Origin of the sequence: Blautia glucerasea (assembly GCF_013304385.1) — a bacterium.
Classification (GTDB): domain Bacteria; phylum Bacillota; class Clostridia; order Lachnospirales; family Lachnospiraceae; genus Blautia_A; species Blautia_A ammoniilytica.
On the sequence record NZ_JAAITU010000046.1, the window covers coordinates 1 to 14,740 of the forward strand.

Here is a 14,740-nt window from a genome sequence, read left to right on the forward strand (position 1 = left end):
AAATGTAAAACGAATAGTAAGATTAGAAGAGCTGGCTATGGAGTAAGCCATAGCTTTTTTGTGCTTTTTCTAAAAAAAAATTGAAAAAATATAAAAGAAAAACTTCCACTTAAGAAAAAATGGAAGTTTTTCAGTGCCCTTAATAATTAAGGGATTTAGGGAGTCTTCTGCTTTGTTATATTACTTTATGATAGATTTCTTTTGGGACCCTGGCTTTCACATGGATCCCATTTTCAGTATATTCTTCTGACAAAAGCTGTCCGTTCTCACGGATCAGCTGTATTTTCCCGGCTTCCTGATATGGAAATACCCGTTCTACATAAAGCAGTTCCTCTGAGATCAGTTTTCCCAGCAGTTCTTGCAGTTCCTGCAGGCCTTCTCCTGTCTTTGCAGAGGTCTTAACTGTATAATCAGCCCGAAGATCGCGAACCGTCACGTCTCCGGCTACATCCTGTTTATTGAAAACAGTGATGGTCTTCTTGCCATCTGCCCCCAATTCCCTTAAGGTATCATAAACCACATGCATCTGCAGCTCAACCTGCGGATTGGAAACATCTGCCACATGAATAATATAATCTGCATACTTTGCTTCTTCCAAAGTACTTTTGAAGGCCTCCACCAGATTGTGGGGAAGCTTACGGATAAAACCCACTGTATCTGTAAGAAGCAGCTGCTGCCCGTCTTCCAGGGTCAGTGACCTGGTGGTAGGATCCAGGGTGGCAAAAAGCTTATCCTGGGAAAGTACCTGGGATCCTGTTAATGCATTCAGAAGGGTAGACTTTCCTGCATTTGTATATCCTACAATAGCTGCAGTCTTCAGATTTCCCCGGCTTCTGCCTGTACGCAAAAGTTCCCGGTGGCGTTCCACCTGGGAAAGTTCTTCTTTCAGGGCAGTGATCCTTTTGCGGATCAGACGACGGTCTGTTTCCAGCTTTTTCTCTCCCGGGCCTCTTGTGCCAATACCGCCTCCCAGTCTGGATAAGGAAGCGCGAAGCCCCACCAGGCGGGCACTTCTGTACCGCAGCTGCGCCAGCTCTACCTGGATCTTACCTTCACTTGTGGTTGCATGCTTTGCAAAAATATCCAGGATCAGAAGCGTCCTGTCCATAACCTTGCATTCCAGTTCATGCTCCAGATTATTCATCTGTGCCGGGGACAGCTCATCATCACAGATAATGCCTGTGGCATCCACAGCCAGCATCAGAGAACGTACCTCTTCTATCTTTCCCTTTCCGATATATGTCCCCGGATGAACAGCCTCACGGCTCTGGATGATCTTACCGGTGGTAATGGCTCCTGCTGTATCTGCCAGCTCTTCCAGTTCATCCAGGGACTGCTGTGTATCCTCATCCCCTACCTGTACACCAACCAGGATCACCCGTTCTTCAATCTCATTTATATATTCCATCTATGCTCCTGTCCTTGTTTTCAGAAAAGCCACTTCCTTCTGCCCATCTGCATCATCCGGATACATACCCACATAAGTCTGCGCCTTATCAAGGGCAGATGCAAAATCCAGCTTCTTTTCATAGGCGATCACTTCATTAAACAGAAGGCTTTGCAGATCGTCTGTATCTGAAACTGTGATCCCGCTGGATATATTCGTCAGTGCAGAATCATAATTACCCTCTGCAATATCGCACAAGGCAAGGCCATTGTAGCCTTTGGCCGGACTGTATCCATCTTTAGTGTCACCATCTCCCACAGAAGCTTCCACATAATTCTGGAACATGGTCCTTGCATTGGAAATATCATTCTGTGCCAGATAAACCATTCCCAGAAGAAGATCTGCTTCCTCTTCTCCGTCGTTTGCAGCCTGGGTCAGTTCCTGTCTGGCATTGTCATAATCTTCCATGTAATAATAGATCCGGCCCTTATCGCAATGACTTTCTGAATCCTTGGTTTCCTTTTTAAGAGCAGCTTCCAGATAAGTTGTACCGTCTGCTTCCATATCCTGATCAAGATAAATACCGTAAATCCGGATCGCCCGGTCATAGGTAGGATCTGCATCAAAGGATTTCCCAAAATCAGAAGCTGCTTCCTCATAGGAGTCCAGCAGCAATGCTGCATTACCGGCAAGAAACCAGGTATCTGCATCCATATCATGATCCTTGATCAGTGTCTGGCAGTCTGCCATTGCATCTTCATAGGATCCGGCTTTTATCTCTGCTGTAGCCTTATAAGCAAGGATATCCTTTGCAAGAGCCTTTCCTGTATTCTCACATGCAAGGGCACTGACAAAATTCTGGATGGCATCCTGGTAATCTCCAAGACGCAGGCTGGCAATCCCTGCGCCCCGGTAAGAGAGGGGCAGCTTTACTTTGTTCTGCACAGAAGTAAGATATCCTTCTCTGGCATATTCATAGCTTCCCTGTGCCAGGTCTTTATCTGCCTGTTCAAAAATTTTCTGATTGTCATCCCCGCAGCCTGCAAGAAGACTGATCCCCATACAGGCTGCCAGAATCGCTGCTGTTCTTTTTATTTTCATCTTATTCTACGATCAGTCCTTCAGCTTCTATCACCTTTACAACATCGTCTACATATTTGTGGCATGTTTCATCAGACTCAGCCTCCACCATAACACGGATCAAAGGCTCTGTACCGCTTTCACGGACAAGGATACGTCCGCCATCTCCCAACTCTTTTGCTGCCTTTTCAACAGCTGCTTTCACCTTTGGGTTCTCCCTTGCAGTCTGCTTGTCAGCCACACGCACATTTCTCAGCACCTGGGGATACACCTTCATCTCCTTTGCCAGATCGCAAAGAGTGGCTTTCTTTTCCACGCATGCCTCCATCAGCATCAGAGAGGTAAGGATACCATCTCCTGTAGCTGCATATCTGCTGAAAATAATATGTCCGGACTGCTCTCCTCCAATGCTGTAATTATTTTCCAGCATATTCTCTGCAACATATTTGTCACCTACAGCAGTCTGTTCATAGCCTATGCCTTCCCGGTCAAAAGCTTTGTAAAGGCCAAGATTGGACATAACCGTGGTCACAACCTTATTTCCATTCAGCTTTCCTTCTTCTTTCAGGTATTTACCGCATACATACATGATCTTATCACCATCGATCACATTTCCTCTGTGATCCACAGCGATACAGCGGTCTGCATCCCCATCATAAGCAAATCCGATATCCAGCCCTTTGTCTACCACAAATTTCTGTAAAACCTCAATATGGGTGGAACCACAGTTTGTATTAATGTTGGTGCCATCCGGTGTATTATTGATCACATAGGTCTTTGCCTGAAGAGCATCAAAAACACTTTTTGCAATGGCGGAAGAACTGCCGTTTGCACAATCCAGACCAACCCTTACATTCTTGAAATCACGGCTTGGGATAGAGATCAGATAACCGATATAGCGGTTACGTCCGGATGCAAAATCCACAGTACGTCCAATATCTGCACCGGTTGCCAGTGGAAGCTCCTCGATCTCTCCGTCCAGATATGCCTCGATCCTGGCTTCGATCTCTGCTTCGATTTTCTGCCCATTACCGTTTAACAGCTTGATCCCATTATCATAAAAAGGGTTATGGCTGGCTGAAATCATAATACCGCAGTCAAAATCCTCTGTACGTACTGCAAATGAAACACTGGGAGTAGTAGTCACATGAAGAAGATATGCATCTGCTCCTGAAGCTGTAAGTCCGGCTACCAGCGCATACTCAAACATATAACTGCTTCGTCTGGTATCCTTGCCGATCACGATCTTTGCTTTGTGTTTCCGGCCATAATACCATCCCACGTAACGCCCAACCTTAAAAGCATTATCTACTGTCAGCTTAACATTTGCTTCTCCGCGAAAACCATCTGTTCCGAAATATTTTCCCATTGCTTAAGTCTCCTCTCAATACAGGCCGTTCGGATAAACGCCTGCTTCTGTTAGATCTTTGAATGCCTTCATAACCACTTCTTTGTCCTCCTGGTAGGTGACACCAAACCAGGTATCCCTGGATTCCAGTACATCTACCTGTACCTTACCTGCGTGAAGAAGTTCATCGATCAGCACCGGAAGAAGATATTCATTTTTTAGCTCTCCCGGCTGCATATCTCCAAGGAATTCAATAAATCCTTTATGCAGGATCTCCATAAACTCAGGAGTCAGTCCCCACATATTCATAGACACAAGGGAGGACGTATCCAGCGGGGTAACATGGCCCTCTTCCCTTGATTCTGCTCCTGTCTCTGTTTTAAAAATGTTATGTGTTTCCGTTACACCGGTAAGCCTGCCATCCTCTACATGACATACTCCTCTGGTAACGCTTCCGTTATCACTTAAGGTATTGCCCAACCTGAAGCCTGCCATACAGATATGGGTGATCCCATCCTGCGGGTGCTCTGATACCAGATAATCATGTACCTTTACGTAGGCTTCTTTTCCGTAGTAATCATCTGCATTGATCACGGCGAAGGGCTCTGTAAGCACATCCTTTGCACATAAAACCGCCTGGCCTGTCCCCCATGGCTTTGTACGTCCCTCTGGTTTTTCAAAGCCTTCCGGCAGATCGTCAAGCTCCTGGAACGCATAAGCCACTTCTGCGATCTTCTCTACTCTGGCACCGATGGTAGCCCGAAATTCTTCTTCCAGATCCCTGCGGATAATAAATACGATCTTGTTAAAGCCTGCCTCCAGTGCATCACGAATAGAGTAATCCATAATGATCTCACCTTTCGGTCCTACCGGGGCAAGCTGTTTGATCCCATTGCCAAATCTGCTGCCAACACCAGCTGCCATAATCGCCAACGCTGTTTTCTTCATAATCAACCCTCCATGTAAATAAATATATCTGTTTCCGATTTCCTCATTACCATTATAACAGAAAGCCAGCCTCTGTTCAGTTCTCTTCACTCATTTTGCTTAATTTAGCAGCCTGATCAGCCGCGATCAGACTATCAATGATCTCATCCAGATCTCCTCCAAGGATACTGTCCAGACGATGAAGCGTAAGCTTGATCCTGTGATCTGTCACCCTTCCCTGTGGAAAATTGTAGGTACGGATCTTCTCAGATCTGTCTCCTGTACCGATCTGGCTTCTTCTGGCTTCAGCCTCTGCATCATGCTGCTTTGCCAGTTCCATCTCATACAACCGGGAACGCAGCACCTTTAAAGCCTTGTCTTTATTCTTCAGCTGGGACTTTTCATCCTGACAGGAAATCACGATTCCTGTAGGGATATGGGTAAGACGTACAGCAGAGTCCGTAGTATTGACACACTGGCCGCCATTACCGGATGCACGGAATACATCAAACTTACAGTCATTCAGATCCAGATGGAAATCGATCTCTTCTGCCTCCGGCATGATCGCCACTGTACAGGTAGAGGTGTGTATCCTGCCGCCGGATTCCGTTTCAGGCACACGCTGTACCCTGTGTACGCCGCTTTCATATTTCAGTCTGGAATAAGCCCCTGCACCATTGATCATAAAGGTAACTTCCTTAAAACCACCGATCCCGTTCTCATTCAGGCTCATCATTTCGGTTTTCCACCGTCTTGATTCTGCATATTTTACATACATACGGTAGATCTCAGAAGCAAAAAGCGCCGCCTCATCTCCACCTGCTCCTGCACGGATCTCAACGATAACATTCTTATTATCATTAGGATCCTTGGGAAGCAACAGAATCTTCAGCTCATGCTCCAGTTCTTCGATCCTCTTCTTTGCCTCAGACAATTCATCTTTCAGCATTTCCCGCATATCCTCGTCCTTCTCCTCTTCCAGCATGGAAAGACTGTCCTGAACGGTTTCTTTATTTTTCTTATATTCTCTGTAAGCCTCAACGATAGGCTGCAGATCGCTCTGCTCTTTCATCAGCTTCTGGAAACGCTCCTGATTGGCTGTTACCTGTGGTTCTCCAAGCTCATTCAGGACCTCTTCAAATCGCAGAAGCAGATCATCCAATTTATCAAACATAGTGTCTCCTTACTCATATACCGTGTAAACAACAATTGCAGCTGTCCAATACATTCACAGTTACTTCCTGTCAAATAGTTACCAACAATTACCATTTTCCAAATACAACTCTGTCCAGACCGGACAGATCTTTCTTTCTCTGTACCTCAGAAAAACCGGCAGCCTCCATAAGCTCTGCCACATCCTTTCCCTGGTCACAACCTATCTCAAAAAGGAGCCAACCTCCTTTTTTCAAATATATCCTTCCCTCTGTACAGATCTTTCTGTAAAAATACAGACCGTCTTCATGACCGTCAAGGGCAAGCCTAGGATCATGAGACTTTACTTCTTCCATAAGTGTATCAATCTCTTTGGTAGGAATGTACGGTGGGTTGGAAATAAGGATGTCATACTGTCTGCCGTCCTTAAGCTCCTTTGCAGAGAACAGATCACTTTGTAAAAGCTCCGCCCGACCATCCAGCTCTAGCTGCCTTCTGTTCCTCCTTGCTACTTCAAGTGCCTCCAAAGACAGATCCACTCCTGTACCTGTGCTGTCCGGCTTTTCCAGAAGCAGACTGAATAAAATACATCCGGACCCGGTACACATATCAAGAATCTGCAGATCCTTCCGGCCTTGCATAGCTTCCAGTGCTGTCTCTACCAGCACCTCTGTATCCTGCCTGGGTACCAGCACATGCTGATCCACATAAAATTCATATCCCATGAAAAAAGCCTGATGAGTCAGATGCTGTAATGGAATATGGCTGCTTCTTTTGCGGATCAGTTCCTGATACCGGATTGCTTCCTTTGAATCTGCCATTTCATCTGAATGTGCAAAATACCAGGCTCTGTTTTTACCGGTCACGTATTCCAGAAGGAGCCAGGCATCCAGCCCGGCTTCTGTGATTCCGGATCCCTCCAGGATCTTTTTCCCATTTTTCAGTAATTCTTCAAAAGAACTCATGATTCTTTCTCTTCTGCCAAAGGTACATCCAGGCCAAACTCTTCTTTCAAATATGCTCTCCAGTCAAATACAGCTTCCACTGCCTTAATGGCAACCTCTGCCATATCTGCGGTAGGCTCCTTGGTTGTAAACTTCTGCATGGCCAGTCCCGGCTTGCTCATGATCTCTGCAAACTTGCTGTCTGTACGTCCTGCCCACTGGATGATCTCAAAGGAAACGCCTGCAACAATAGGCACCATCAGAAGACGTCCAAACAGGCGCATCCAGTAACCTGGTACCAACACAAAAATAAAGTGCAGGAAAATACTTACCAGCATAACCAGAAACAAAAAGCTGGTGCCGCACCTTCTGTGCAGTCTGGAGCTTTTCAGTACATTCTCTACTGTAAGGGGAAGCCCATGCTCCACACAGTTGATACATTTGTGTTCAGCTCCGTGATACATAAAGGTTCTCTGGATATCCTTCATCCTGGAGATCAGGAGCATATAGCCCATAAACAATGCCATCTTTACAAAAGCTTCTGCAATGGTTACAAGCACTTCCGATGCCCCTACCTTACGGATCAGGCTGGCAAGTGCATAAGGCAGAAGCATAAATGCAGCCACTGAAATCACCACAGATACCGCTACAGTTCCGTAAAGAAGCCAACGAAACTGCTTATCCTCTTTTACTTTCTTAGCTTCCAGTTCTTCTGCTGTCAGCTGCTGATTTTTCTTTGTCTCTTCCTCGTCTTCCTCATCTCCTGCAATCTCAGCTGAAAACATCAGGCACTTGGTACCTATCACCAGAGACTCCACAAAGCTGACAACTCCACGGATGATAGGTTTTTTCCAGAGCTTCCCGTTACCGAAAATGCATTTGTAATCCTCAACCTTTAATTCGATTTCTTTATCCGGCCTGCGCACAGCGATGGAATACTTGTCCTTATGACGCATCATGATGCCTTCCATAACTGCCTGGCCGCCAATGTTGGATGATCTCATTATATTATTATATTCTCCCTGTAAATGTAAAATAAGAAGATGCCGGGGCAAAAAGCCCTGACAATAATCCCTGATAACAAAGAAAGGTTGAGATTTCCCAACCTCAACCTTCTCACTGTACCTTATTCTTCTAATTATTTGTTCAGGCCATATTTCTTATTGAACTTATCAATACGTCCGCGAGCCTGAGCAGCCTTCTGCTGGCCTGTGTAGAATGGATGGCATTTAGAACAGATTTCTACGTGGATATCTTTCTTAGTAGATCCTGTAACAAATGTATTTCCACAGTTGCAGGTTACTGTTGCCTGATAATAATTCGGATGGATTCCTTCTCTCATGATTTTCACCTCTCTGTATTCGTTCTATTTCCTTCTCGACTTCCACTGGTGGGAAATCGACAAATTCACTATTAAACAGCTTTTTGATTATATCATACTGAATCTGGAAATGCAAGTTATTTATAAAATTTTCTGTTTTTTAATGGTTTGGACAAATTCTGCATTTGTTTTCGTGCGTGCAAACATATTCAGAATCTGTTCTACTGCATCCTCGGACTTCATGCCGTTTAGGCCTTTACGCATAATATATACTGCTTCCTGTTCTTCACGGCTAAGCAGCAGATCCTCACGCCTTGTACCGGACTTCTGGATATCAATGGCCGGAAACACCCGCTTCTCCTGCAGCTTCCTGTCAAGGATCAGTTCCATATTACCGGTACCTTTAAATTCCTCATAAATCACATCATCCATCTTGCTGCCAGTATCTACAAGTGCCGTAGCAAGAATGGTCAGGCTGCCGCCTTCCCGCATGTTACGGGCAGCACCAAAGAACCGCTTCGGCATATGAAGTGCCGCAGGATCAAGACCGCCGGAAAGCGTCCTGCCGCTTGGCGGAATGATCAGATTGTAGGCACGGGCAAGTCTTGTAATAGAATCCAAAAGGATGGTTACATCTTTCTTATGTTCTACCAAACGTCTGGCACGCTCGATCACCATCTCGGATACCCTCTTATGATGCTCCGGAAGCTCATCAAAAGTAGAATAGATCACTTCCACGTTAGGTCCGTAGATAGCCTCCCGGATATCCGTTACCTCCTCTGGTCTCTCATCAATAAGAAGAATGATCAAATGCATGTCTTTATTATTTCTCAAAATGGACTTGGCTACGTCCTTCAGAAGTGTAGTTTTACCGGCTTTTGGAGGCGATACGATCATACCTCTCTGGCCCTTGCCGATGGGACTGATCAGATCTACGATCCTCATGGCAACTGTGCCGCCTGGCCGTTCCAGGATGAGACGCTGATTAGGGAATATAGGCGTCATATCCTCAAAATTATATCTTTTGGGTCCTTCACTTGGATGTAATCCATTGAGGGATGTTACATAAAGAAGTGCGCTGAATTTTTCTCCCTGGGTCTTGATCCTTATGTTCCCCTGGATAATATCGCCTGTCTTCAGATTAAATCGGCGGATCTGGGATGGGGACACATAAATGTCATTATCTCCAGGCAGATAATTCTCACAGCGGATAAATCCATATCCATCCGGAAGGACTTCCAGGATCCCGTTAGCCTTCTCACCACTGTCCAGCTGAGCAGCTTCCCCTTTTCCCTCTGACTTTATTTCTGGTCTGCTCTCACTTCTGACCTCTTGCTTCATCTCCGGTCTGCTCTCACTTCTGACCTCTTGTTTTGTCTCCGGTCTGCTTTCACTTCTGACCTCTGGCTTTGTCTCTGGTCTGCTCTCACTTCTGACCTCTGGCTTTGTCTCCGGTCTGCTCTCACTTCTGACCTCTGGCTTTGTCTCCGGTCTGCTCTCCTTCTTTACTTCTTCTCTTCCCTTGGGTGTATTTTCATTTTGAAGCGAGCTTTCTTTCTCATCTTCCTCTAACATCCGCTGGACCAGTTCCGGCTTCCGAAGTGCAGATACCCCTTTCAGGCCTCTTGCTTTTGCCAGTTCTTTTAGAGTTGCCAGCGACAACGATTCATATTTTTCTCTCATTACAATTCTTTACCTCTCAATAAAAAAATGGGGATGCGTCGTCAGAAGTGACATGGAATTTCTGATTAGGATATTCTACCACATTTTGCAATGTCTGTCCACCACTGTATTTGCAGGCTGCTACTTACTGTATTTTGGGGTAACTGTTTACTGGTAATATCACAGTAACAATTATACATTGAGTAGGTTTCTCTTTTCAATAAGATCTTATCGACATTTTTCGTTGAACGACAGGCTTTTTATTAATGAAAAAGTCGTAACTGTAAGGATACTGAGCAGTTACGAAAAGTCCTTATTTCTTGCGGACTGCAGCCGATTTCGTATATCGTCCGGCTACGATCCCATAAGGCTCTTTTACGTAAGCCCTTACATAATAAGCATAGCTTTTTCCTTTTTTCACTGTATTGTCAAAGTACACAGAGCGCTTTCCGGAAGAAACTTTCCCGATTCGTTTCCATTTCCCTTTGCCTTCCCTGCGGTAAAGGAAATAACCGTCACACTTTGTCTGAGCCTTCCACCGGATCCGAAGTCCATATCTGGTATTTGTCACAGAAGAAACCTTCTGACGGGCAGCTGCAGACTTATATTTTCCAGAAGATTTATAACCGCTGGTCACATTCTTTCCATTGATCTTTCGATATGCACGAACAGCATATTCATAAACCGTTGTGGCTGAAATTTTTTTATCCTTATAGGAAAGTACAGAAGATCCTTTTAAAGTAGCGATCCGTTTCCATTTTCCTTTGGACACTTTCCGATACACTACATAGCCCTGAGCCCCATAGCTTTTTGTCCAGTTTACATTATTATACATGCTGCCGGATACTTTTACAGAAACCATTGGTACTGCCAGTGCTGCCTTTGCAGACTTTTCCCCGGAAAAGCTGCTGTACAGCTTCCCACTGCTTACACTCGTATAGGCTCGTACCTTATAGGTGTAGGTAACTCCATACTGTGCACTTCCATCTTTGTAGCTGGTGGTTCCATAGGATGTATTACCCAGCTTCTGGTAGGAGCCGCCTTTTGCTTTCCGATAAATCTCATAGCCGGAAACACCACTTACTGCTGACCAGGAAAGATTGATCTGCTTATAGGAAGCAGAAGCAGCTGTAAGGGATCCAGGTGCAGATATTGTTACAGGACCGGATAGCGTGCGTGTATGAGCTTTAATTCTCAGACACATGCCATCTTCATACAGATCAGACCATCCGTCTTTACTGTTGTAGGCAAAGCTTTGTTCTATAGTAAGACCAGGCTGGAATCTTACCCAGCTGTAATTGCCTTCTGTTTCGCATAAGAAATCAATACTGCTGCTTCCAAGATTGGTGACCACAACAGAATACATGGAACCCTGGGTCAGTGTGACCTCTGGAACCTTCACTGTAGAAATCCCTGCATAGGTCTGATAGAATTGGACCGGTGTGCTGTATGCAGGAATACCACTGGTAGGATCCACCGGATTGGTCAGATTGGTATATACCTGTATACCAAAAAGCCCTGCATCACTGTGGGTGGCAAGCACCACCTCCCCCAGAACTTCTCCGTTTCCATTTCCTGCGGTTGCAGTAAATACATTGGCAGCCATGGTGGCTCCGGAAGATGCGGTCTGCTTTTTCAAAGACAGGCTGCTTAAGGCACTGGACCCGTCATAAAAATAATTATTGGAATAAGCCGGTGCAGCCGTTGCCCCTTCTGCCACAATATTATAATTGGATTTATTGTCGTAAGAGATATAAAAATATCCCCCGTCTCCCCATTCACTTCCCCAGCTGTTCTTGGCGATCCAGGCACCGTTCCTTGTCACCTTGGAAGCAGCAGGGAAATTATTTTTATCGAAGGAATCATCCCATCCAACCAGTGTTACTGCATGATTGGCACCGGATCCCTCATAGGGATAACCATACGTATAGTTTATGGCATCATAATAGGATCCATCCAGCCAAAGGGACATTCCTACTGCCCCATACTGATAGATCAGTTCCTTGATCTTTCCTACATCATATCCGGAAAATACTGCATCCGTCAGATATGCAGATGTCTGGTATGCCAGTGAAGTGGACGGCTTGATATCATACTGTTCCGTATGCGTTGCATCTGTAGGGTAAGGAGCCTGGGATTCCAGACCCATTCCTGACCATGTAGACAGAAAAAGGGAAGCAAGGACTTGATTTCCTCCCTCCCGGTAGCTTCCGGAAACAATATTTTTATCGTTCGCTGTATTTCCCAGCGGATCATTCAGTCTGTTTGCAAAAAAATAGGCAAGATGTTCTTCTGACAGATCATAAAGCCCCTGTCCTTTCATAAGAAGAGACGTCTCTATACCTGCAGCAGTGGTAAATGCCCAGCACATACCGTAAGGCTTCTGGTTCTTCACCGGGGATGTATATGCCCCTCTGGTATCATACCGTGAAGGCAAACTGCTTCCATAAGAACGGCTTCTACCCGAAATCCCGGAAGATATAGAAACCGGATCCTCCACTACCAGAATAGGAGAAAGCCCCTCCATTGGTGCCTTCTGGGCTGCGATCTCTTCTTCGGTAAGAACCTGGCTGTCCTCTTCTGTCACTTCCCCAGAGGAAAAAGGATCCTCAGACTGCTCATTTACCGACTGAAATGCTCCGGCTTCATCATCCGTTTCTTCTGATTCATCCTCAAAAACATCTTGAACCTGGGTTGCATCTTCTTCTGCAGGCACATCCTGAACCTGCTCTTCCTCCTCTGAAAAATCCTGCGCTTCCACGCCTGTATACAACGAATCTTCTGATTCTGAAAAAAGCTCCTCACCTGACACATGGGCACTTCCCAGAAGCAAAACTCCGGAAAGTGTCAGGCAAAGAAGCTGTTTCCAAATATTCTTTTTTCTCATTTAACCTCCTTTACGCAAGATAGTCCTTAAGAAACCGGATCAACTGCTCCATCTCTTCTCTGGTGCCAATACTGATCCTAAGATAATTGTCTATCCTTGGTTTTGCGAAATATCTTACATAAATATGCTTTGCCCGCAGTGCTTCAAAAATCTGTTTAGCAGGACAGGTTTTATGAGCGGCAAAAATAAAGTTGGCTTTTGAATCCTGGAATGTAAATCCAAGTGCTTTTAATTCTTTTTGCGTCCATTCCCTTGTATCCATGATCTTCTGACAGGTGTCTTCAAAATAATCACGATCCCCAATAGCTGCTACACCTGCTGCCAGAGAAGTACGGTTCATGGTATAGGAATTAAAAGAATATTTTACATCGTTCAAATATTTGATCAGCACCGAATTGCCGCATGCAAAGCCAATACGCATACCCGCCATAGATCTGGACTTGGAAAAGGTCTGCACAACCAGAAGGTTGTCATATTTGCTGATCAGAGGCAGTGCGGAATGTGCTCCAAAATCAATATACGCTTCATCTACGATCACAACAGATCCTGGATTGGCCTTCAGGATCTCTTCTATATCCTGAAGCGGAAGCTCTACACCGGTAGGCGCATTGGGATTAGGGAAAATGATCCCGCCATTTTCTTTGAAATAATCTTCTTTCTTAATATGAAAGCTGTCATCCAAAGCAGGTCTTTCATATGGGATCCTGAAAAGCTCTGCCCACACATCATAAAAGGAATATGTAATATCTGGGAAAAGGACAGGTTTTTCTCCGTTAAAAAAGGTAAGAAAGCTCATGGCCAGCACATCATCTGAGCCAACGCCTACAAAAACCTGATCTTCGTTCAATCCGTAATAATCTGCGATGGCTTTTACCAAAGCCCCTGCACTTGGATCCGGATACAGCCTCAGATCCCCTGCATTCATCTCTTTAAGCACCTGCTGTACCTTTGGTGCAGGAGGATACGGATTTTCGTTTGTATTTAATTTGATCATATCCGGCTGATTGGGCTGCTCCCCAGGTGTATATGGCACAACCTTCCGGATGTTTCTTTCCCAGTTTGTCATCTGTCAACTTCCTTTCTTTATGCATGCCTGTTTATAACTGCTATTATTGGGTATTGTACCCATTAATCAGTTCTTTGTCAAACCGGGAACATAGGTTTTTGAAGGCAGGTAACTTCCAAAATCGGCTTTATCCTTTGATGGCGCCACTCATCAGTCCGTTTTCAATTTTCTCCTGGAAGAAGATATAAGCAATGATCACTGGTATAGTGGTCAGACAGATTCCTGCCATGCTTGCACTGTAATCCGTACTGTACTCTCCAAAAAAAGCCAGAAGTCCCATTGAAATGGTTCCTTTATTCTTATCAGATACAAAGATCAGTGGGAATAACAAGTTATTCCATACTTGAATAAAATTAAAAATGGAAACACTGATGATACCAGGCATAGATAACGGAATAATCATTCCAAAAAACACCTGTCCAATACCTGCCCCATCAATCACCATAGCCTCTTCCAATTCTGTTGGAATACTGTTCATAAATCCGGTAAGAATCAGTATGGTCATAGGAAAACAAAAAGCCGAATATAAAAGAATCAGAACAGGATAATTATTCATTATTCCCAGCTTTCCAAAGATATAAGAAAGCGGAATCAACACAGCCTGGATTGGGATCATCATCCCTGCGATAAACAACAGATACCACTTAGATTTTCCTTTGAACGTAAATTTTGCAAGAATATAGGAAGCCATAGCCCCAAACAGACCGGACACCAGCAGTGTACCTGCTGCCAAAATCAGCGTATTCAGAAAGTATCTGCCGATATTTCCGATATTCCATGCAGTTGCATAATTTTCAATTCGCAGTTTCTTGGGAAGGGAGGTAAAGGAAGAGAAGATCTCCAGATTTCCCTTAAAAGAACAGAAAATTGAAAATACCATAGGATATACATTCACCAGAGCAACCAGCACAAATAAGATAAATCCTGCATAAAATCCTACAGAACGCTTTTTTTCTCTTTTCATGA

12 protein-coding genes are annotated in these 14,740 nt (G+C 44.8%); all 12 read right to left on the bottom strand.

Annotated elements, in window-relative coordinates; all coding sequences use genetic code 11:
• Positions 1 to 175: 175 nt before the first annotated feature.
• Positions 176 to 1,408: a GTPase HflX gene (gene hflX / locus G5B11_RS15140; RefSeq protein WP_173728933.1), complete on the bottom strand. Its 1,233-nt coding sequence runs from the start codon at positions 1,406 to 1,408 to the stop codon at positions 176 to 178.
• Complete coding sequence (locus tag G5B11_RS15145) at positions 1,409 to 2,488, bottom strand: tetratricopeptide repeat protein (protein WP_191868125.1); 1,080 nt, start codon at positions 2,486 to 2,488, stop codon at positions 1,409 to 1,411.
• A gap of 1 nt (position 2,489) precedes the next feature.
• Positions 2,490 to 3,836 carry a phosphoglucosamine mutase gene (gene glmM / locus G5B11_RS15150; protein WP_173728934.1) on the bottom strand — a complete coding sequence of 449 codons (1,347 nt, stop codon included), beginning with the start codon at positions 3,834 to 3,836 and terminating at the stop codon, positions 2,490 to 2,492.
• Between the two features lie 15 nt (positions 3,837 to 3,851).
• A complete protein-coding gene (locus tag G5B11_RS15155; RefSeq protein WP_173728935.1) occupies positions 3,852 to 4,763 on the bottom strand; it encodes a nucleotidyltransferase family protein in 912 nt (303 codons plus the stop codon).
• Between the two features lie 76 nt (positions 4,764 to 4,839).
• Complete coding sequence (gene prfA, locus G5B11_RS15160; RefSeq protein ID WP_158421817.1) at positions 4,840 to 5,916, bottom strand: peptide chain release factor 1; 1,077 nt, start codon at positions 5,914 to 5,916, stop codon at positions 4,840 to 4,842.
• Between the two features lie 88 nt (positions 5,917 to 6,004).
• Complete coding sequence (gene prmC / locus G5B11_RS15165; RefSeq protein WP_158421818.1) at positions 6,005 to 6,859, bottom strand: peptide chain release factor N(5)-glutamine methyltransferase; 855 nt, start codon at positions 6,857 to 6,859, stop codon at positions 6,005 to 6,007.
• Entirely contained in the window at positions 6,856 to 7,842 is a 987-nt protein-coding gene (locus tag G5B11_RS15170; protein WP_173728936.1) for a DUF1385 domain-containing protein, read from the bottom strand. Before G5B11_RS15170 ends, prmC begins: the two co-directional genes overlap by 4 nt.
• 134 nt (positions 7,843 to 7,976) lie before the next feature.
• The gene (gene rpmE, locus G5B11_RS15175) at positions 7,977 to 8,180 is read right to left on the bottom strand and encodes a 50S ribosomal protein L31 (RefSeq protein ID WP_015541906.1); all 204 of its coding nucleotides are present in this window, start codon (positions 8,178 to 8,180) and stop codon (positions 7,977 to 7,979) included.
• A 120-nt stretch (positions 8,181 to 8,300) separates the two neighbouring features.
• Complete coding sequence (rho, locus tag G5B11_RS15180; protein WP_173728937.1) at positions 8,301 to 9,842, bottom strand: transcription termination factor Rho; 1,542 nt, start codon at positions 9,840 to 9,842, stop codon at positions 8,301 to 8,303.
• A 292-nt stretch (positions 9,843 to 10,134) separates the two neighbouring features.
• Entirely contained in the window at positions 10,135 to 12,708 is a 2,574-nt protein-coding gene (locus G5B11_RS15185) for a C1 family peptidase (protein WP_173728938.1), read from the bottom strand.
• 10 nt (positions 12,709 to 12,718) lie between these two features.
• The gene (gene hisC / locus G5B11_RS15190; protein ID WP_173728939.1) at positions 12,719 to 13,774 is read right to left on the bottom strand and encodes a histidinol-phosphate transaminase; all 1,056 of its coding nucleotides are present in this window, start codon (positions 13,772 to 13,774) and stop codon (positions 12,719 to 12,721) included.
• A 127-nt stretch (positions 13,775 to 13,901) separates the two neighbouring features.
• Complete coding sequence (locus tag G5B11_RS15195; RefSeq protein ID WP_173728940.1) at positions 13,902 to 14,738, bottom strand: carbohydrate ABC transporter permease; 837 nt, start codon at positions 14,736 to 14,738, stop codon at positions 13,902 to 13,904.
• Between the last annotated feature and the right edge of the window lie 2 nt (positions 14,739 to 14,740).